We start from the raw sequence: 21,432 nt of genomic DNA, 5'->3' as shown, positions 1-21,432 counted from the left end.
CCAAACTGCTTGTTTACAGGATGCCCTTTCACGCAACCTTACTAGCTCTATTTTCGCAGTTGTTTAAGCCTACCGACCAAATTTAATATTTGCATTTAAGGCGATCGCCCGTTTCAATGAAGTCCCTTGTGCAACCCCTCAAAAAGGAAGATGTGGGAATAGAGAGGGAAAAGTAGAAACGCTGACAAAAATCGCTGCCACTGGAAAGCACACCTTATGGGTGCCCTGCTGTATAGTTTTAACCCGCGATCGCCCTCATCAATAATCTGAATGCGATCGCATTTTCAACCCGCGCTCGCAGTTATCAATAACCTGGGGCGATGTCTTGTAAATTTATAAATTTCACTCATCTTGAGTACACCATATGTCACGAGTTTTAGGATATGAGTGCAACTTATTCATATCCTGATCAATGTTGTCCAAAAAGATGGCGAAGTTTTTGCGGCTATATTCACCTTCAAGTACGGAGTTTATGAGGAGGAAAGGCTTGCCGTCTTCAACTCCACGAACACATACTTTCATAAAAATTAAGATATTGTTTAGTTCATTTGCGTAGGAATATAGTGACATCGGATCACTAATTGATTTTTCTGGAAAACTATAAAAGATTCGAGCCATCACACCAGCACCGTAATTTAAAAGAATCAATGCAAATGGATCTTTTCTTTGATGGTTACAAAAAATAGAGAATTCACTATCTTCTACTACGGAATAGCCTGAGAATTCACAATGATTTTTGTAATGTTCAAGAATATGAGTAACTGATATTTCTTGTTGTCTCAATTCTTCCTCATGGCTAGTCATGACTATCTCCAACTATCAATACTGACTATCATAAAGGTGCCCAAATATTTACAATCAGACTCTCTTCCCCTATTTATTGTTTGAAGTCTAGTTTTCATTGAACTGAAAGCTTCTAGACAATTTGTAAAAATTGGTGAATTTCTAACTGTTGTTCACGATCGCCCTCCTCAATCGCCCTCAAAACTGCGTCATTGTTTGGATACCAAAAACTCTTTGACGACTTGTTTCACGTCGCGGAATTCGCCTTCCACTTCGTAGTTCATCCGCTGCATTTCGGCGGCGGTGACGAGTCCGCTGAGTTCTTCTAGGGCAGTTCGGAGTTTGGGATATTTCTGTAGGGTGGCTTCGCGCACAATCGGAACGGCTTCGTAGGGTGGAAAGTAGCGTTTGTCGTCTTGCAGCACCACCAAGCCTAGCCGCGCAATTTGTCCATCGGTGGAGTTGCCTGCCACGAGGTCTACTTGTTTTTGGATGAGTGCCCGATAGATTAGCCCCAGATCCATAATTTGCGGCGGTTTAGCAAACTGAAAGTTGTAGGTTTTGGATAAGCCTGCGAGACCATCCTGCCGCTCAGAAAATTCGTAGCCAAAGCCGCCGCGCCATTGCGGGGTGAACTGTGCCGCTTGGGACAGGGTTTGAATGTCGTCCCGTTTGGCATCGTCACCGCGAATGATGATGGCGAAGGTGTTTTCAAAGCCGAGACCAGGCATGACCGTCAGGTTGAACTTCTGGGCATAGCCATCTTTTAGCTGCTGAAACAGCGCTTTGGGTTCCGAGGGAATCGGCTGATTCTCAAATAGTTTGCTAACGGTGGCAGCGGTGCCGGTGTATTCCACATAGGCATCAATTTTGCCGTTGACGATCGCCTGATGACACACATAAGAACCACCCAGGCGAGGTTTGCGATCGATCTTTAGCCCTGCCTTATTTTCAATCTGCTGCGCCAACAGTTCACCCAACACATCTTGCTCGGTGAAATCTTTGGAGGCAACGATAATATCGCCACCGCCGCTATTGCTGAGGTTGGGCTGACAGGCTGCGATCGCCCACAGCAGCACGACCAACATCATCAAAAAAATAACAGGGTATCGCTTCACAAGGCTTTCTCAAAGAGGATTTGCAAGGGTGACAGATGGCGCGTCCTGGGTTTGCTGCTGCGCCAATTGAGCAGTGTACTGTTCGCCCCACTCCCGCATCAACAGCAAAATCGGTTCCAAGCTGCGACCAAACTCTGTTAATGAGTATTCCACTTTGGGCGGCACTTCGGCATAAACCTTGCGATTGACCACGCCATCTTGCTCTAACTCCCGCAGTTGCAGCGTCAGCATTCGTTGAGTGCAGCCTTCAATCTGGCGATGCAGTTCATTGAAGCGTTTGGTGCCTGCCAGTAGATGAAATAAAATCACTCCCTTCCAGCGTCCACCAATCACGTCTAGTGTGGCTTCCACGGCGCAACCATAGCGACTGTCAGAATATCGTTTAGCCATTGTTTTGGGGCAGCGTGGACTTTAACAGGATACTTTTTGTAAGTACGCTACAGATTGAATAGTATCTAACAAAAATGTACATACTTGGCAACTTCAAACCTAGCATCCAGAATCAACAGGTAACGTAATTTGAGGCAAATGTTGATGAAAGCTTACGAATTTCAGACTGGCCAACTGGGATTAAATGCATTGACGATGGTGGAGCGTCCCGACCCAACGCCAAACGCCAATCAGGTGTTAGTGAAAATGCACGCCGCTTCACTGAACTATCGCGATTTGCTAGTGGCGAAGGCAACCTATGGAGCGAAACAAACTGAGCCGATCGCGCCATTGTCTGATGGAGCGGGTGAGGTGGTTGCTGTCGGCGAGGGCGTGACGCGGGTGCAGGTGGGTGATCGCGTTGCCGGCATCTTCATGCAGCAGTTCATTGCAGGTGAGTTGACTGCGGAAAAAGCCCAGTCTGCTTTGGGTGGCGCGATCGAGGGGGTGCTGGCAGAATACAAGGTTTTTGATCAAGCAGGGGTGGTCAAAATTCCCAATCATCTGTCCTACGAAGAAGCCGCTACCTTGCCCTGTGCCGCCGTCACTGCCTGGAATGCCTTGGTCACCAAGGGACAACTGAAAGCGGGAGACACCGTGCTGTTGCTGGGGACGGGTGGCGTATCGATATTTGCGCTTCAGTTTGCCAAGCTCATGGGCGCACGGGTGATCATCACCAGCAGCAGCGATGAGAAACTGGCGCGCGCCAAGCAGTTAGGAGCCGATGACGGGATTAACTACGTCACCACACCGGATTGGGAAAAGCAGGTGTGGAAGCTGACTCAAGAACGAGGGGTTGATCATGTGGTGGAAGTAGGCGGCGCGGGCACGTTTGCCCAGTCGCTGCGATCGGTGCGCTATGGCGGCAAGATTGAGCTAATTGGCGTGTTGACGGGGTTGGCGGGAGATATTAGTACGGCATCGATCCTGCACAAACAGGTGCAAGTCCAGGGAATTTATGTTGGCTCACGGGATATTTTTGAGGATATGAATCGGGCGATCGCCCACGCGAAACTACACCCTGTGATCGATCGCCTATTTCCCTTTCATGCCGCAAAAGCTGCCTTTTTTTACCTTGTAAGAGGCTCCCACTTTGGTAAAGTCGTGATCCAAATCGCTCAGTAATGCAAATCAACGCCTGCGTTAAGCTGAATTGATTGCCTGGTCTTGAGATTTGCTTCTTTAATAGTCGGTGCGATCGCACCGCATACTTCATGTCCTTAGAAAACACTCCACCGACGGCATCACCATCTTTTCTAGCCGCACTCCAGCTTGATAATCGGCAAATTTGGATTCAAGCAGCAGGGCGATCGCTGTGCCAGGTTGCTTCCGGCTTAATTTACTTCTACATCCCCCTGGTGTTTGTCAATCAGGTGGGGCTATCGGCAACCTCTGTTGGGTTAAGCATGGGTCTTAGCTCCTTGGCTGGAATTGCCGGACATCTCTTGGGCGGGGCGCTAGCCGATTCTCCTCGATTTGGGCGTAAAACTACGCTATCTCTTTCCGCAGGTCTGGGAGTTTTAGTGTCTTTGGTGCTGGCAGTCACCCAAACCTTACCGATGCTGATTGCGGCAAGCTTGCTGTTGGGGCTAAGCGTAGGCTTTTACTGGACGGCAGCAGATGCGGCAGTGATGGATGTGACGCTGCCGGAATCCCGCCATCAGGCGTTTGCCATTATGAGCGTGGCGGAAAATGTGGGCGTGGGTATGGGCGTTTTAGGCGGAGGAGTGCTGCTGACGATCGCCCATCAGCGCCATGAGCTACTGTTTCTGGGCTGTGGGCTGATTTTTCTAGCGTTTCTGGTCATGGTGCAAACAGCGATCGCCGAAACCCGACTGACAACAACTGAACCGCACACTCCAACCCAAGGATTTTTGGTTGCGTTGCAGGATAAGACCTTGCTCACGTTTATTCTGGCAAACGTGCTGTTTACCACCTATGTGGCGCTGGTGACCAGCACAGTGCCGCTTTATTTTACTAATTTTATCCCGGCAATCGGATCGACTCCAACCGCATCCCTGGCAGATACAGCCAGCCTCTATACCTGGTGCTACATCGGCGTGGGGGCCGTGGCACAACTGCCGATCGCCCAGGCTTTCACGGCTGTCTCCCGCATTCGCGTGTTGATGATTGCCATGCTGCTTTCCAGCCTTGGGTTTTGCTTGCTGTGGCTCACGGGCACGTTTGCGATCTATCAATATTGGTCAGGCGTGGCGGTGCTCTGCGTCATGGCGATCGCCTCTGTCACTTATAAACCGTTTGCCGCTGCGATTGTTTCAGAACTCGCGCCAGAATCGCTGCGGGGTGCCTATGTGGCGGTGAGTTCTCAGTGTTGGGCGCTCGGCTATTTTGTCGGTCCATTGGTCGGCGGTTGGGCAATGGATCAGCCTGCCAACGTTGCCCACAATTTTTGGCTAGTCGTCGCCGCCAGCACCAGCGTGGGGCTACTCGTATTGCGCCTGTTTGAAACTCAAAGAATGAGTGCAGCAAGTGAAGTGCGAAGTGAGGAGTAGAAGAGAACTCTTGCGTGAATCAAGAAGAGAGCGAAAGTTCACAGTTGATGATCGCCGCAATCAGGTTGAAGCGCAACCCGAAACGCTTGCGTCGATTTCGATAGCGTTCAGCGAGAATCCGAAAAATCTTGAGCTTGCGATTCACATGCTCAGCGACTACTCGCAATCGGGCTAGAGTGCGGTTGTGCTGCCGCTCAGCTTTGCTCAATTTGCCTTTACGGGGCTTTTTGGTTGGAGTGCAACTACAGGGATGTAGCTTTGCCATACCCTGATAGCCTCTGTCCGCTAAACACAACTGCTCCGGCAGCATCGGCAGGCGATGGAGCTTGAACAAGCGAAAGTCATGGACTCGCCCTTTGCCAAAGGCTGTGCAGATAATCTGTCCAGTCGCTTGATTGACTACCACTTGAGCTTTTAGGGTATGCCGCTTTTTCTTGCCGCTGTAGTAGCCTCGCTGTTTTTTTGGGGACGCTCAATGGGGCTTTCAGTCACATCCACTGCCACTACACTCCAAGTACTGGCATTCTGGTAGAGTTGCTTTTTGCCGGGTAGCCGAAACTGGTCTGAATTGGTCAATAATCCTTCCACCTTTTGAATCAATCGACATACGGCTGACTCGCTCATCCCCCACGTGGTGGCGATATGAAACTGTGTCCGGTATTCTCGCCAGTATTCAAGTACGACCAACAATTGGTCTTCCACGCTTAATTTGCACTGTCCACCCCGTTTTCCCCTGCGGTCAAGATCGGGACGCAATATTGCTACCATCTGCTCAAACGTTTCAAGGTGAACCCCACATCGACGTTTGAAAGCTCCGGGTTTAAGTTGGCTAAGTTGCTCGTAGGTCATAATATCCTCCTCCTTGACCTAGTTCTAGCTGCTTACATACATTCACGCAAGAGGTCTAAGGTGATTGATCTATCAGAGTTACCGATTGGGCAGTAACCTTGGATGAAATGGTCAATGGGCTACAGAGCCTGATAGAAGGTCGGTGTAGAGTTAAAAGGCATTGGATTTTAGGAGTAACGCAGGTTGGAAGCTGTTGATATTGCGATCGTTGGAGCAGGCATTGCCGGATTGACCTGCGCTCAACAGTTACAGCAGGCAGGCTACCGGGTAGCGGTGCTAGAAAAATCTCGTGGAGTAGGTGGACGGTTGGCAACTCGTCGTCTACCTGATGCTCGTGCCGATCATGGCACCTGCTATCTCTCGCCCAAAGGAGAATTGTTTGGCGAGTTGATTACCCATTTGGTGGAAAAAGACGTAGTACAGGTCTGGACGGATACGATCCATACGCTGAATAGCGATCGCACTCTGCAAGCTATATCTGATCGCGTTCCTCGTTACGTGGCACCCGACGGCATGAGCGTGATCGCTAAATATTTAGCAACGGGACTTGATATTCGATTGAGTCAGCGAGTGATTGGATTGGAACTAACGGCTGACCAGACCTGGAGTTTAACTATGGAAAATGCTCAACCAGATGCCGCAGTACCCACATCCACCTTATTAGCGAGGGCAGTGCTGGTCGCCATTCCTGCGCCTCAAGCCGTCACTTTGTTGGCACCGCTAGAAGCAGCTATTGTTTCCAGTGAATTGATTCAACAACTGCGATCGGTGGAGTTCGATCCCTGTATTGCCGTGATGGCAGGTTATCCAGAGGATTGTTTAAAGGCGTGGCAGACCGAGTATGCCGATGTGAAGGCGATCGCGGTTCAACATCCAGATTTAGGCTGGATTGGGCTAGACAGCAGCAAGCGGCGCACTTCTTCCCAGCCAGTGTTTGTCGTACAAAGTACGGCTGCGTTTGCCAACCAGTTTTTAGAGGTTGCTGATCTATCTGCGGTTGGCCAAAAACTCCTGCAATCTGCTGCGGAATTGCTGGTTCCCTGGGTGGCAACGCCGGAATGGATGCAGGTGCATCGCTGGCGTTACTCTTTTACGGTCAGTCCTTTGAGCGATCGCTATTGGTCGGCTAAAACAACAGCGCCCTTGGTTTGTGCAGGCGACTGGTGTGGCGGGATACGGGTAGAAAGTGCCCTATCGTCTGGACAGGCAGCAGCAGAGTATCTCAACCAGCAGATGGGCGATCGCCCATCTGCCACCCCTCGATTTTGGCAAGCGATCTAGATGAGTGGCTAAGTGAATGAGTAGAGTGAGCGTAGGCTGCTATTTATCCGAACTCCGCACCCTCTCCTCCGCACTCCACCCTCCTCAAAAACTTGGCATATTCTAAGTTGGCATATTCTAAGGTAGAGGGGCTTGGAGGATAGCGATGTTTGCTAAAACCGACCACTTCAGGAGGAAGATATTGACGGCTTTGATGGTCAAAAATCGAATCGACGAAGCAAAAGCCGAGTTTGAATCCTTCTTATGACTGAGAACAGCAACTGTAGTTGTCGCTAAGCTGAAAGGGTTCTATCGTTTATCAGCACTGCATCATGGCGAAACAAAATAACCAGGCTAATTTCTTCCTCCGGTATCTGTCTACTGCTCCTGTTCTCGCGGTCGTTTCAACATCTGTTGCCTTTTCTACTTGGGCAGTGTTCAATTACTTTTTTCCAGACCTACTGTTTCACCCAATGCCGTAAGACGTAATACCTACGACGACAGGCTTCCCCAAACCTTGCCGCGTTTTGCTTCTCCTTGGGAGATGTTTCACGAGCAGTAACGATGATGGCTCATTTCTTTCTTGGCTTGTTCTGAACGCGCGATCGCGGCTGATTAAAATTGAGCTTGGCGCGGAGTTCACCTTTAATGCGGCTCAAAATCGAGTCTTCATCCAACGACGCGAGAATGCGGGTCACCACAGCCTTTGGTCCATCGACTCCCCAAGAAGCATCATTTGCAAGATAGGTTTTGGTGACTTGCCCGATCGCGTAGGTCGAAACTCCTGCCACACCGGCCTGAGTCACTGCCACCGAAGCATAGGCAGCTAGGGATAGCCCTCCAGTTGCCGGAGCCGATAGTCCTAGTAAGCCCTTGAGCGAACTCAGTCCCAGGTTGGCGACCAGTTCGCTAGCGCTAATGCCACCCATAGTGAGGGCGATTTTTTTCAGTAGGGCTAAGGCTCCCGGTTGCGTCATGGGAATGCCGTAGAGTTTGGAGAGCGTTAAGATCAGCGCTACGTCAATCACTGCACTACTGAGAATGTCTACCACTGTGATCGGGTTGAGGGCGATCGCGACTGCCTTTGTCATTGTCGCATTCCAAATAATTCGATTGGCGCTTTGCTCACGGATCGCCATTTTGCGCTCCACTAAGCGATCATTGACATCATCTGCAAACAGCAGCGAGTTCACAGCCACAAGGGACTTGCCTTCCCGATCTAAAATTTCTAGAATTTTTAGCTTCAGGTCATCAATTTGGGGAACTCCTGCACTGAGCTGAGCCGCAACCCGACCATCTGCTCGACGCACGGCTTTTGCCACCAACGGCGATGCCGCCGCCATCACAATCTCATCCGGCGAGAGCAGTTCTTTGACTCGCTCATCCCGAATTTTGCGATAAATCATTTGGCGATCGACATCAGGATATTGGTCAATTTTGTTGAAGACCAAGATGATCGGCTTGCTGGCAGTCCGCAAGGCTGACAACGCCTGATACTCTACTTTGGTCATGTCTCCCGCAATGATAAACAAGATGAGATCGGCTTGTTGAGCAACCTGCCGCGCTAGAGCTTCTCGCGCTTCTCCATCGACTTCATCAATACCCGGAGTGTCGATCAATTCAATCTGATTGCCAATCGCGTTTACCTTCACCCGCGTCAATGATTGCTCACTCCCGGCGATCGCTTCGTTTGTCACCGTCCAGTTAGCAGTTTGCCGAATCTGGGTTACGCCATGAATGGGCCCAGTTTCAAAGACGGTTTCACCCAGCAACGCATTTAAAAGGGATGATTTACCCCGTCCCACCATGCCAAAAGCCGCAATGTGAACGATCTGGCGATCAAGCTTATCTAGCATTGATTCCAGCCCATTGATTTCGGGTTCTAATCCCCGTCGCTCTTGAACCGTTAAATCTAACCCCTCTACTAAGTCTCGTAGAGCAGTTTGCGCTTGCCGATAGTTAAGCTCTCCTTGAATGGTGTCAAAGCTGTGAATAGCTTCATCCAACTCTTGTTTATTCAGGGATGGAGACTGGTTCAAGTCGGGGGAGTCAGGCATGGAGCAATTAGGAAGAGGTCGAAAGCACGGTTAATCGAACGTTCATTCCATCCTAGTAACTTACGTGCCGTTTTAGGGCAATGCTGCCTGATCAAGAACATCTGTCGTAGCAAATTATGTGCTTATAAAGAAAATAGATGCAAAGAAAGCAAGCGTGAACAGATAGATGTCGTATTCTAGGAGAGATTCACAATGCAAAGTCGAGTGGGCAGCAGCTAAACGATTTGGGAAACAATCGTCGCGATTCCCGTAGGGATCGTTTCACAAATCGCAAAATCAACGAGGTTTTTGATGGAACTTCAAGAAAAAATTAAGCGGCAACGAGTTCAGCATATTGTGACCAGCTATCACTTAGATGGAACTGTTGAGTCTTTTCAAGCAGCACTGGAAACTCTACTAGCTACTTATCCAACACCTTTGGTGGAATTAGCTCTAGTCGAAACGCTGGTGAGCCATTGGCTGCAAGTGCCGCTGTTGCGAGGTCAGGAGTTTTTGTCAGAGGTGGGCAGTTTATTAAAAGAGTGGGAACATTGCATTCTCCTCACCGAAAATGGTGAGGAGAATGCGATCAATTGCTCTGTGACCTCAGCCCAGTTTTATCAAATTACTGGCTTAGATCCTACGCCCATTTTTGGTATTACAGCAAAATCTTCAGTGCAGGTCAGCAAAACTGTTGGTTAATGAAGTTGGTTATCAAATCAGCTTATCTTAAGAGGTTGGTGATGATGTCTGAAGAGTTTTTGATGGGCGATTTTTTAGTGGGCGATCGCGTGCGCTTAATCAGTGCCCCACCTTATGTTAAAACTGCTGATCCAATACCGACATTGCGATCTGCTGAACTGATCACAGTTGGCGAAGAAGGCATCATTCTCGATCGTCGTCCTGGCAATTATTGGAGTGTGCGCTTTACAAAGGGTGCCTTTTTATTAGATAGCCAATATCTAGAACGGGTGTAGAATTCCGTAGAAACCGCGATCGTTGCAATTCCTATAGTTCTCCGAACAAAGGAATTGCGGGTTATTTTTAGTATGAACTTTAAATAGATTGCTGAAACTTTGTAAAGTTTCAGCAATCTATTTATGTAAATCTGCTGAAATTTGTTCTCAAAAAAACACAGTTAGGGCAGAATAGCTATGCCAGTAAGGGGTTATTAGCCATGCCAGACACCGCCGGAAACACTCTCGCCACAGCCACACCGCTAAAGCTCCTTTCCACTACTCAGAATTTCTCAGATCTTGTCACTCCCGCTGCCAATGATTTCTATCGATTTTCCCTAGAAAATCGGAGTAGTTTTAATCTGTCCCTCACTGGGCTGGACGCGGATGCGAACGTCGCCCTGCTAGATAGCGCAGGTAATCTGGTCAGCGTCAATGGCGTGGGGCAACTCTCAACGAACCAGGGTAGATTTGCCGAATCCATCAATACCACCCTGGATGCTGGCGTTTACTACATTCAGGTTGCGCCTGGAACTAATACTCCTACTGCTAACTACACCCTTAATGTTGCTGCCCAGACAGCTCCAGCAGATACCGATTTACTCTGGCGCAACTTCCCAACGGCTACCAGTAGCCTGTGGAGCCTAGACGACGGAGCTTTACTCAACATTCAACCGTCCGCACTGGGAGCAGAATTTATTCCACCTTGGATCATTCGAGCAACCGGTGATTTTAATCAAGATGGACAAACTGACTTGCTTTGGCGCGATGACAACGTTGGAGCAACTTACATACGGCTATTCAAAGACAATATTCAGGATGTTCAGGACGTATATTTTCTATTGCCGACCAAGTCATCGGAATGGCGAGTGGTGGGTGCGGGTGATTTTAATGATGATAGTCAAACCGACATTGTTTGGTGGAACAGCGTAACTTCCAGATTGGAAGTGTGGGCGATGCAAGGGGTGAGTTCGGTTGGAACAATCGCCATTCCACAACAGCAAGAGTTTGGCTGGACAGCGCGGGGAGTGGGCGATTTTAATCGGGATGGTTCATTAGACATCTTGTGGCAAAACGATTTAACGACTCAAGCAGAAGTTTGGTTTTTCAATCAAACTACGTTTCTGGCAGAAGCGTCATTGAGTGCTGGGTTGGCGGCACCGTGGCAGATTGCAGGGGTGGCAGACTTTAACAGAGATGGGAGTTCAGATATTCTCTGGCGTTACTACGGGGAGGGGGGCGAAAACCAGATCTGGTTTATGAATGGCACAACCTTTGTGTCATCGACAGATTTGCTTGCAGTGAATGATGTCACTTGGGTGCCGATTCCCTACAGCACCTATGGGGAACCTGTGCCGATTGATGTAGCTGGCAATACTCCAGCTACGGCGTTTAATTTGGGTAGTGGGTTGGGGCAATCGGCCACCTACCGCGATCGCGTCGGTGGACTTGACCCCAACGACTACTATCGCTTTGACATCACCAATGCCACTCAGGTTAGCCTCTCATTAACCAATCTCACTGGTAATGTCGATCTGCAACTGCTCGACGGTAGCGGCAATACTATTTTGGGTAGCTCCACTCTGAATGGACTCAGCCCTGAATCGCTGACTCAGCAATTGGCAGCTGGGACTTACTATGTGCGGGTTCTTCCAGCATTAAACCAAGCGGGTAGCTATACTCTGTCGATTAATACAGGCAGTGCCCCAGTGCCCAACACCGCCGGAAACACTCTCGCCACAGCCACACCGCTAAAGCTCCTTTCCACTACTCAGAATTTCTCCGATCTCGTCACTTTCGCTGCCAATGATTTCTACCGATTTTCCCTAGAAAATCGGAGTAGTTTTAATCTGTCCCTCACTGGGCTGGACGCGGATGCGAACGTCGCCCTGCTAGATAGCGCAGGTAACCTGGTCAGCGTCAACGGCATGGGGCAACTCTCAACGAACCAGGGTAGATTTGCCGAATCCATCAATACCACCCTCGATGCTGGCGTTTACTACATCCAAGTTGCTCCCGGCACCAACACCCCCACTGCTAACTACACCCTCAACGTATCAGCAGCGGACAACCTCCTTGATACCGATTTACTCTGGCGCAACTACCAAAGTCGTGCCGGTAGCCTATGGGAGCTAAATGAAAATGGGGTCTTACTAGATTTTCAACCGTCCGCACTGGGAGCAGAATTCATTCCACCTTGGATCATTCGAGCAACCGGTGATTTTAATCAAGATGGACAAACTGACTTGCTTTGGCGCGATGACAACGTTGGAGCAACTTACATACGGCTATTCAAAGACAATATTCAGGATGTTCAGGACGTATATTTTCTATTGCCGACCAAGTCATCGGAATGGCGAGTGGTGGGTGCGGGTGATTTTAATGATGATAGTCAAACCGACATTGTTTGGTGGAACAGCGTAACTTCCAGATTGGAAGTGTGGGCGATGCAAGGGGTGAGTTCGGTTGGAACAATCGCCATTCCACAACAGCAAGAGTTTGGCTGGACAGCGCGGGGAGTGGGCGATTTTAATCGGGATGGTTCATTAGACATCTTGTGGCAAAACGATTTAACGACTCAAGCAGAAGTTTGGTTTTTCAATCAAACTACGTTTCTGGCAGAAGCGTCATTGAGTGCTGGGTTGGCGGCACCGTGGCAGATTGCAGGGGTGGCAGACTTTAACAGAGATGGGAGTTCAGATATTCTCTGGCGTTACTACGGGGAGGGGGGCGAAAACCAGATCTGGTTTATGAATGGCACGACCTTTGTGTCATCGACAGATTTGCTTGCAGTGAATGATGTCACTTGGGTGCCGATTCCCTACAGCACCTATGGGGAACCTGTGCCGATTGATGTAGCTGGCAATACTCCAGCTACGGCGTTTAATTTGGGTAGTGGGTTGGGGCAATCGGCCACCTACCGCGATCGCGTCGGTGGACTTGACCCCAACGACTACTATCGCTTTGACATCACCAATGCCACTCAGGTTAGCCTCTCATTAACCAATCTCACTGGTAATGTCGATCTGCAACTGCTCGACGGTAGCGGCAATACTATTTTGGGTAGCTCTTCTCAGAGTGGACTTAGCCCTGAATCGATCATTCGTCCTTTGCCAACCGGAACTTATTACGCCCGTGTCTTTCCAGCATTGGGGCAAGCAGAAAGTCTCTACACCTTGTCTGTGAATATTACCAGTGCCCCAGTTTTAGTCAGTAATAACCTACTGACGGTAGACGAGGACGGCTCTGCAATTATTAAAGACTCTCTGCTGCTGGTGACAGACAGCGATACTCCAGAGAACCAACTGATTTACACAGTGGGCAACTCAACTACGAATGGCAACCTATTAATTAATGGAGTCACAGCGACCGCTGGAACCACTTTTACTCAGGCTAATTTGGATGACCCTAGTCAGATTAGTTACATTCACAACGGCAGCGAAACGACGAGCGATCGCTTTAGTTTCAGTGTTACTGATGGCACCGGCGGCAGCATTAGTAATCAAACCTTTAGCATTCAAGTGAATCCGGTCAATGATGCACCGATTCTAGTTTCAAATAGCGGCTTAACCCTTTCCGAAGGAGATAGCACCATTCTCAGTCCAGGGCTGTTGCTCATTTCAGACGTGGATAGCCCCGCAATCAGCTTGCAGTATTCCATCACCACTTTGCCGACTAATGGCACACTACTCCTGGCAGGAACGGCAACCAACACCTTTACCCAAAACGATATTTTTAATGGACTGGTTCGCTATCAGCATAGTGGCAGTGAATCTACCTTCGATCGCTTCACTTTCACCGTCACCGATGGCGCAATTCTCCTACCGGGTTCGAATACCTTTAGTATTTCTGTGCTTCCGGTCAATGATGCACCGACGGTTTCCATTAACACAGCCCTGACGCTAAGCGAAGGCACCAGTGCAGTAATTACGCCCAACTTCTTGTTAGCAACTGATGCTGATGGTCCAACTCCGGTTGCGTTTACCCTGGGCAGCATCCCCACTAATGGAGCTTTGAGGTTGGGCACTGCTACTTTGCTAGCAGGGCAAACCTTTACCCAGCTTGATATTGCCAGCGGTCAGTTGACCTACAGTCACAACGGCGGTGAAACTACCAGCGATCGCTTCCAATTTACGGTCACCGATGGGCTTGGCGCAACCTCGGCTGCAACCACCTTCAGCATTGCTGTATTGGCAGTTAACGATGCACCTACTTTAACCGTGCCCAGCACTCTATTGGTTGATCAAAGCACCAATACCCTAATTTCAGGTATTCGTCTAACGGATGCGGATCTAGGCGATAACGACATTACGGTTTCCCTGTCTGCTAGCAGTGGCCTATTGACGTTAGGACGCACTACAGGCGTGACTTTCCTTGCAGGTGGTGGCACCCAGGATTCGACCATTTCTTTCCGAGGTCGGCAAGATGTAGCAAATTTTGTGCTGGAATCCTTGATTTACCGAAGCACCGCTGCGTTTGAAGGAACCGATGTTGTGAGTGTTGCAGTCAGTGATGGCGGCAATTTTGGCTTGGGCGGCGTGAAGACAGACTCGAAGAATATTACTTTGACTGTGGCAGGGGTGAATGATGCTCCGGTGATCACTGCGCCTGCACTTCAAACCTTCAGCGAAGATGCGACTTCGCCCATTAGTGGCATCAGTATTGCCGATAGTGATGCGGGAGTAAATCCGCTGACAGTCAGTTTATCAGTCGCAAATGGCACCTTGACGTTAGGTTCCACTTCCGGGTTGACGGTTACTACGGGATCTGGAACACTCGACAAAAATCTGGCGTTTAGCGGATCTCAGGGTGCGATTAATGCGGCGTTGGCGGGACTGACCTATTTGAGCGATCGCAACTACAACGGTTCCGATCTGCTGACGATGAATGTCAGCGATAATGGCTTCTCTGGCAATGGCATTCCGCTGTCTGCCTCGAAACTAGTTACTCTCACCATTACCCCCGTCAATGATGCACCTGTGATTACGGTGCCATCCACAAGCCAGATCGTCAACGAAGGAACGGATTTACGGATTTCGGGCATCAGCATTAATGATGTCGATGTGAGTAATGGCAACTTGACTGTAGCGGTGTCTGCGGTCAGTGGGTTATTGTCGCTTCAGTCATTGAATGGGCTGACTTTCACGACGGGCGACGGCAACCAGGATAATACGCTGATTTTCCAGGGCTCCCAATCAGCGGTGAATGCAGCGTTGAGTGCCCTGACCTATCGCCCGAATGCAAACTTTGGCGGTGCCGACACTATTTCTGTGAGTGTGACGGATGGCGGCAATAGCGGTACAGGCATTCCCCTCAGCGATTCTAAATCTATTACAGTAACTGCGTTGGGGATTAATAATCCACCTGTGATTACCCTGCCAGCCGCGACTCCAGCAGTTAATTCCGGCGTAGATGTGACGATCGCTGGCTTTAGCATTGCTGATCCAGATGCGGGCGGCGGGATTCTCTCAGTAACAGTATTTGCTGAAAACGGTGTATTGTCGTTGCGATCGCTCTCTGGCTTGCAGTTTACCCAGGGAACGGGCATCCGAAACAATCGTATTACTTTTACAGGTTCCATTGCAGCAATTAACGATGCTTTAAGCCAGGTTACTTATCGTAGCTATGTTGGCTTTGCAAATGCATCCGACCGCATCACCCTCAGCGTTAACGATAATGGCAATACGGGCGTTGGCGCACCGCTATCTGACACCAAAACGCTACTAGTCGATGTGGGCAATGCAGTAAATCTGTTGCCTGTTGCCGCCGCCGATAGCTTTACCGTGGCCGAGCAGGGAACATTGCTGGGCACCAGCGTGCTTGCCAATGACAGTGATCCAGACTTTTCTCTGCCCTTGACGGCGCAATTGGTGAATCAGCCCACGAACGCCGTCTCTTTTACCCTCAATCCAGATGGCACCTTTGCCTATATACCCACCGCCAACTTTAATGGGTTTGATACGTTTAGCTATGTGGCGAGTGATGTCTTAGGCGGCACATCTAATCCAGCGATCGCGGTCATCAATGTCACTTCAGTGAATGATCTACCTGTAGCGATTGACGATAGCGTGACCACGCCAGAAGACCAGTTGGTTAGTGGAAATGTGTTAATCAATGATACCGATGTAGATAATCTGACCTCTTCGCTATCGGCGCAGTTGATTAGTAGTCCTGTGAATGCTGGCAGCTTTAGCTTGAATCCCAACGGCAGCTTTAGCTATACGCCGCTACCCAATTTCAATGGTGTCGATCGCTTTACCTATGTAGCGATCGATCCTTTGGGCGGTATCTCTAACACGGCGATAGTTTCCCTCACGATTACTGCTGCTAATGATGTTCCCGTTGCCACAAACGATGGCATTTACAGTACCGGTGCGGGCGGTACGCTGAGTGTTTCCCCAGCGAATGGCATTTTACAGAACGATACTGATGCCGAGGGTAGCGCTCTTACCGCAACGGTGGTCACCGGTCCCAACAACGGCACCCTGAGCCTGAGTGGAGATGGCTCGTTTGTTTATCGACCTACAGGTAGCTTTGCAGGAATAGATATCTTTACCTATCGTGCCAGCGACGGCAACTCAGCCTCCAGTGTGGCAACAGTAACGCTATCCGTGAATCCCAACAATGCCCCGATCGTCCAACCCGATCTATTCGTCGGCGCAGAAGATGGGCTACTGACTACGGGCAATGTGTTGACTAACGACACCGACATCGATGGCAACATTCCGCTAACCGCTACCCTGGTTGCGGCTCCCACAAACGCCCTTTCCTTTACCCTGAGAGCGGATGGCAGCTTTAGCTATCAACCCACTCCCAACTTCAGCGGCTCGGATACCTTCACCTATCGCGCGATCGATAGCTTGGGTGGAGCTTCTAGTGTAGCGATCGCTACCTTCAGCGTTACCCCAGTGAATGACGCTCCAGTGGCGGTGAATGATGCCTACAGCGTTAGCACCACAGCATCAATCCAAACTGCACCGGGCGTTTTAGCCAATGATACAGATACCGACGGCCCTAGTCTGACGGCAGTGCTAGTAGCGAACGTGCAAAACGGCACACTCAGCTTGAATCCCAACGGTGCCTTTACTTATCAGCCCAATACTGGGTTTTCGGGTAGCGATCGCTTTACTTATGTTGCGAATGATGGCAGCTTGAATTCTACCAACACGGCTACAGTGAATCTATTGGTGACCACAGTCGTGAATGCGCCTCCGGTTGCCAATCCTGATCTGTTCACTATCAGTGAAGACCTGCCCTTAAGCGTTGTTGGCACTGAGCGTGTTTCTATTAGTTCCAGTGGTAATCAAGGATTAGATGCTGATAATATCGTCAACGCTGACTACCAAACTGATATTTCGGGAGACGGGCGATATGTCGTCTTCTCGACCGATGCTTCAGGATTGGTTGCTGGAGACACGAATTCTAAGCTTGATATATTTTTACGCGATCGCCAAACTGGAACCACCACACTGATATCAACAACAACTGGAACCGCTTCACCCAGCGATGACTCTTACTCTCCAGTTATCTCAAATGATGGACGTTATGTTGTTTTCTATTCCAAAGCCCCTGACATCAACGCGCAGGGTTTGCCCTATTCTGGTCTTCCCAGCGTTTATGTTTACGATAACCAAACCGGTATCACAAGGCGCATTGCAGACAACACGCTTGAATTTTCGGGTAATAGCACGAATGCTGAGCGACCTGCAATTTCCTCAGATGGACGCTTCATTGCTTACGAAACGGGTACTGTTTTTGCCATAGGTGCAGGAAAGGTCTTCGTTTACGATCAGCAGACGGGTATTTCTACTGAAATTGGTTCTGGTAGACAACCCAGTATTTCTGATGATGGACGATATGTAGCGTTTCAAGAAGATTTTTCTAACCCGTCTGTCAAAATATTCCTATTTGATCGCCAGACAAATACGACTACCACAATTGCCACTCCGAATGGAATATTTGCGGTGCGCGATCTTTCTCCCGATGGACGCTACATGGTATTTACGTCTAGCGATGAACCTAGTTTAGTCCCCGGGGACACAAACGGTCAGTTCGACGTTTTTGTCTTTGACCGCCAAACAGGTCAAATATCTCTTATTTCTGTGGATTCTAATGGCAACCAGGGTGACGGTGGTTCATTTACACCTACCATTTCTGCGAACGGACGGTATGTCTTATTTCATTCTCTAGCGCGTAATTTAGTTGCTGGGGATACGAATAATGTAAGGGATGTTTTCGTTCACGATCGCTTAACGGGGCAAACGACCCGTGTCTCTTTGGATGGAAATGGTCAGCAGGGGAATGGTAGCTCTCTACAAGCACAAATCTCTGCGGATGGCAAATTCGTAGCTTTCACCTCAGACGCTACGAATTTAGTCAGTGGAGATACAAACCTGGGTCGAGATGTTTTCGTAGCGACTCTTAACACTTCAACTGCGGGTTTCTCTCTTGGTAACGTGTTGACCAATGACACCGATATAGACGGCAATATTCCGCTGACCGCAAGTTTGGTAGCGGCTCCTAGCAATGCCCTTTCCTTCACCCTGCGACCTGATGGTTCCTTCAGCTATCAGCCCACCCTCGATTTTAACGGCGTTGATACCTTCACTTATCGGGCGATCGATAGCTTAGGCGGAGTCTCCAGCATCGCAATCGGCACCATCAGCATCACCGCCGTGAATGATGCTCCAGTTGCGGTAAATGATGTGTATAGCGTCAACACCACGGCATCGCTCAGCCAGACGGCACCGGGCGTGTTAGCTAATGATACCGATAGCGACAGCCCAAGCTTAACGGCGGTGCTGGTATCGGGAGTGCAAAACGGTACGCTCAGCCTCAGTGCCAATGGCTCCTTTACCTATCAGCCCAATACTGGATTTTCGGGCAGCGATCGCTTTACTTACGTTGCGAACGATGGCAGCTTGAATTCTACCAACACGGCTACAGTGAATCTATTGGTGACCACAGTTGTGAATGCGCCTCCGGTTGCCAATCCTGATCTGTTCACTACCGCAGAAGATGCGCTTCTGACTACAGGCAATGTGTTGACTAACGACACCGATAGCGATGGCAACATTCCGCTAACCGCTACCCTGGTTGCGGCTCCCACAAACGCCCTTTCCTTTACCCTGAGAGCGGATGGCAGCTTTAGCTATCAGCCCACTCCCAACTTCAGCGGCTCGGATACCTTCACCTATCGCGCGATCGATAGCTTGGGTGGAGCTTCTAGTGTGGCGATCGCCACCTTCAGCGTTACCCCAGTGAATGACGCTCCAGTGGCGGTGAATGATGCCTACAGTGTCAGCACCACAGCATCAATCCAAACTGCACCGGGCGTTTTAGCCAATGATACAGATGCCGACGGCCCGAGTCTGACGGCAGTGCTAGTAGCGGACGTGCAAAACGGCACACTCAGCTTGAATCCCAACGGTGCCTTTACCTATCAGCCCAACACTGGGTTTTCGGGTAGCGATCGCTTTACTTACGTTGCGAATGATGGCAGCTTGAATTCTACCAATACGGCTACAGTGAATCTATTGGTGACCACAGTCGTGAATGCGCCTCCGGTTGCCAATGCTGATCTGTTCACCACGGCGGAAGATACGCTGCTGACCACGGGCAATGTGTTGACCAACGACACTGACACGGATGGCAACATTCCGCTAACTGCTACCCTGATTGCGGCTCCCACAAACGCTCTTTCCTTTACCCTGCGACCGAATGGTAGCTTTAGCTATCAGCCCACTCCTAATTTCAGCGGCTTGGATACCTTCACCTATCGCGCGATCGATAGTTTGGGTGGAGCTTCTAGCGTGGCGATCGCCACCTTCAGTGTCACGGGCGGCGGCACCAATGCTGCTCCTACTGTGGCTCTGCCGGGTAGCCAATTAACGCTCCGCAACACTGACTTGCTAATTCCATCGGGTTTAAGTATTGGTGATGTGGATGCAGGGACGAATCCGATTACCGCAACGTTAACCGCCACGAACGGGGCGCTGACCTTGGGCGGTATTTCAGGGTTGACCTTTACTACGGGTGATGGCACAGCAGATACAACAATGAGCTTCACCGGAGCGATCGCGGCAATCAATACGGCATTGACTAATCTCAAATTCACCCCCACTAATAATTTCGTCGGCGCGGCTCAAATCGGTTTAGCCGTAAATGACGGTGGATTTACAGGAGCAGGCGGCGCTCAAACAGGCAGCGGTACTGTTTCAATCAATGTGTCATCCGGGGCAGCACTGGTGGCAAACATCAGTCCTGGAGCAACTAGTTCTAGCCCGACCAACTTGGCAGCAGCAGGCAACCTACTTTACTTTGCTGCTGATGATGGCACCACAGGCATAGAACTGTGGCAGAGTGATGGCACCTCAACTGCAACCCGGTCTGTGACCGACATCAACCCTGGTGGATCTAGCTCCTCACCCAGTGGATTTACAGCGGTTGGCAACACTATCTACTTCACCGCCATCAACAGCAGCACAGGTAGAGAATTGTGGAAGACAGACTTAGCAGGCACCTCCGCCACTCTGGTCAACGACCTACGGTCGGGGGTAGCAACCTCTAACCCTACAAATCTAGTAAATTTCAATAACACACTTTTCTTTCAAGCAAATGACGGCTCTGGTAGCGCCATTTTCCAAATTGATAGCAGCGGCAACCCGGTGAAGTTGGTTTCGTCGCCCAGCTACAGCAGTCTAAGCACAATTCCAGGAAATTTGACTGTTGTAGGCGACACGCTGTACTTCACAGCCAATAATGCAAGGCAGCTTTGGAAAACAGATGGAACCAACGCAAACACAGTACTGGTAAAAGATATTGGGTCTAGTCCTAACGCCCCGATTCAACAGTTGACAGCAGTGGGAGATACCGTATTCTTTACGGCGATCGATAGCAGTGGCAGAGAATTATGGCGAAGCGATGGCACAGGGGCTAACACCGCACGAGTTGCGGATCTCAACTCTGGTAACGCCAGTTCCAATCCCAGTGATTTGGTGAATGTGGATGGAACACTCTACTTCTTTGCGCGAGATGTTGCAGGGTTTAGACTCTGGCAAAGCACCACCAACGGCACAATAAACTCAGGGATAAGTTTGCCTGCTGCAAACCTTGCTCCTTCTGGCTTAACTGCGATTGGCTCCAAATTGTTCTTTACCGTAGATGCTGGCACAGTGGGAAATCCCGATCTGCAACTATGGTCAAGTGATGGAGTCTCAACGGCAACATTGGTGAGAAGTATCAATGGCGCTGGGAATGATACGGTGGCATCGTTAACCAACTTTAATGGGTCGCTGTACTTCACGGCAAATGATGGCACAGGCAGCAAGGTTTATCGCAGCGATGGCACTTCTGCAGGAACGGTAGCAGTGAGTGGCAACTTCTTATCTACTCCAGCCGGACTAACGGTGGTGAATGACAAGCTGTTTTTTGCCGCTAGTGATGCAACCAACGGTACGGAGTTATGGGCAGTACTGTGATTATTTCT

The 21,432-nt window shown here is 49.8% G+C and carries 12 protein-coding genes; 7 read left to right on the top strand and 5 right to left on the bottom strand.

Annotated features, from left to right (window positions below; genetic code table 11):
* Positions 1 to 342 precede the first annotated feature (342 nt).
* From JOY44_RS21770 to JOY44_RS21760, 3 genes are all read right to left on the bottom strand, one after another.
* Entirely contained in the window at positions 343 to 804 is a 462-nt protein-coding gene (locus tag JOY44_RS21770; protein WP_171575581.1) for a hypothetical protein, read from the bottom strand.
* Positions 805 to 992: 188 nt separating this feature from the next.
* On the bottom strand, positions 993 to 1,901 hold the full coding sequence (locus JOY44_RS21765; RefSeq protein WP_171575580.1) for a glycine betaine ABC transporter substrate-binding protein: 909 nt from the start codon (positions 1,899 to 1,901) through the stop codon (positions 993 to 995).
* A 9-nt stretch (positions 1,902 to 1,910) separates the two neighbouring features.
* Positions 1,911 to 2,291, bottom strand: a complete 381-nt coding sequence (locus tag JOY44_RS21760) for a winged helix-turn-helix transcriptional regulator (RefSeq protein WP_171575579.1) — start codon at positions 2,289 to 2,291, stop codon at positions 1,911 to 1,913.
* Between the two features lie 144 nt (positions 2,292 to 2,435).
* On the opposite strand from JOY44_RS21760, the gene JOY44_RS21755 reads away from it, so the two are divergent.
* Together JOY44_RS21755 and JOY44_RS21750 are read left to right on the top strand one after the other, a co-directional pair.
* Positions 2,436 to 3,455 carry a zinc-dependent alcohol dehydrogenase family protein gene (locus JOY44_RS21755; protein WP_171575578.1) on the top strand — a complete coding sequence of 340 codons (1,020 nt, stop codon included), beginning with the start codon at positions 2,436 to 2,438 and terminating at the stop codon, positions 3,453 to 3,455.
* A 32-nt stretch (positions 3,456 to 3,487) separates the two neighbouring features.
* A complete protein-coding gene (locus JOY44_RS21750; protein ID WP_197985650.1) occupies positions 3,488 to 4,843 on the top strand; it encodes an MFS transporter in 1,356 nt (451 codons plus the stop codon).
* Positions 4,844 to 4,862: 19 nt separating this feature from the next.
* On the opposite strand, the gene JOY44_RS21745 is transcribed toward JOY44_RS21750, so the two are convergent.
* Positions 4,863 to 5,692 (bottom strand): IS5 family transposase gene (locus JOY44_RS21745; RefSeq protein WP_415881121.1). Its coding sequence is split into 2 segments (ribosomal slippage): positions 4,863 to 5,302 and positions 5,302 to 5,692, totalling 831 coding nucleotides; the frame shifts between segments, so codons are not numbered across the junction.
* A gap of 183 nt (positions 5,693 to 5,875) precedes the next feature.
* Between JOY44_RS21745 and JOY44_RS21740 the strand changes: the two genes are divergently transcribed.
* The gene (locus JOY44_RS21740; RefSeq protein ID WP_171575577.1) at positions 5,876 to 6,973 is read left to right on the top strand and encodes an NAD(P)/FAD-dependent oxidoreductase; all 1,098 of its coding nucleotides are present in this window, start codon (positions 5,876 to 5,878) and stop codon (positions 6,971 to 6,973) included.
* A gap of 311 nt (positions 6,974 to 7,284) precedes the next feature.
* A complete protein-coding gene (locus JOY44_RS21735; RefSeq protein ID WP_171575576.1) occupies positions 7,285 to 7,434 on the top strand; it encodes a PsaJ protein in 150 nt (49 codons plus the stop codon).
* A gap of 90 nt (positions 7,435 to 7,524) precedes the next feature.
* Here JOY44_RS21735 and JOY44_RS21730 read toward each other — a convergent pair whose 3' ends face one another.
* Positions 7,525 to 9,009: a GTP-binding protein gene (locus JOY44_RS21730; RefSeq protein WP_171575575.1), complete on the bottom strand. Its 1,485-nt coding sequence runs from the start codon at positions 9,007 to 9,009 to the stop codon at positions 7,525 to 7,527.
* A 291-nt stretch (positions 9,010 to 9,300) separates the two neighbouring features.
* Here JOY44_RS21730 and JOY44_RS21725 point away from each other — a divergent pair, with 291 nt between their 5' ends.
* The 3 genes from JOY44_RS21725 (at position 9,301) to JOY44_RS21715 (ending at position 21,424) form a co-directional block, all read left to right on the top strand.
* Entirely contained in the window at positions 9,301 to 9,690 is a 390-nt protein-coding gene (locus JOY44_RS21725) for a hypothetical protein (protein ID WP_171575574.1), read from the top strand.
* 41 nt (positions 9,691 to 9,731) lie between these two features.
* Positions 9,732 to 9,965 carry a regulatory protein SipA gene (sipA, locus tag JOY44_RS21720; RefSeq protein WP_197985648.1) on the top strand — a complete coding sequence of 78 codons (234 nt, stop codon included), beginning with the start codon at positions 9,732 to 9,734 and terminating at the stop codon, positions 9,963 to 9,965.
* Positions 9,966 to 10,165: 200 nt separating this feature from the next.
* On the top strand, positions 10,166 to 21,424 hold the full coding sequence (locus JOY44_RS21715; RefSeq protein ID WP_171575573.1) for a tandem-95 repeat protein: 11,259 nt from the start codon (positions 10,166 to 10,168) through the stop codon (positions 21,422 to 21,424).
* Positions 21,425 to 21,432: the final 8 nt, after the last annotated feature.

Source organism: Leptolyngbya sp. Cla-17 (assembly GCF_016807185.1).
Taxonomy (GTDB): domain Bacteria; phylum Cyanobacteriota; class Cyanobacteriia; order Leptolyngbyales; family Leptolyngbyaceae; genus ULC077BIN1.
Note: the sequence above shows the minus strand (reverse complement) of the source record. Positions and strands in the feature narration are given on the sequence as shown.

Bases quoted from the DNA above. Each gene is read 5' to 3' on its own strand.
- JOY44_RS21770 (WP_171575581.1), bottom strand. From the start codon at position 804: ATGACTAGCCATGAGGAAGAATTGAGACAACAAGAAATATCAGTTACT.
- JOY44_RS21760 (WP_171575579.1), bottom strand. From the start codon at position 2,291: ATGGCTAAACGATATTCTGACAGTCGCTATGGTTGCGCCGTGGAAGCC.
- JOY44_RS21755 (WP_171575578.1), top strand. From the start codon at position 2,436: ATGAAAGCTTACGAATTTCAGACTGGCCAACTGGGATTAAATGCATTG.
- JOY44_RS21735 (WP_171575576.1), top strand. From the start codon at position 7,285: ATGGCGAAACAAAATAACCAGGCTAATTTCTTCCTCCGGTATCTGTCT.
- JOY44_RS21730 (WP_171575575.1), bottom strand. From the start codon at position 9,009: ATGCCTGACTCCCCCGACTTGAACCAGTCTCCATCCCTGAATAAACAA.
- JOY44_RS21725 (WP_171575574.1), top strand. From the start codon at position 9,301: ATGGAACTTCAAGAAAAAATTAAGCGGCAACGAGTTCAGCATATTGTG.
- sipA (WP_197985648.1), top strand. From the start codon at position 9,732: ATGATGTCTGAAGAGTTTTTGATGGGCGATTTTTTAGTGGGCGATCGC.
- JOY44_RS21715 (WP_171575573.1), top strand. From the start codon at position 10,166: ATGCCAGACACCGCCGGAAACACTCTCGCCACAGCCACACCGCTAAAG.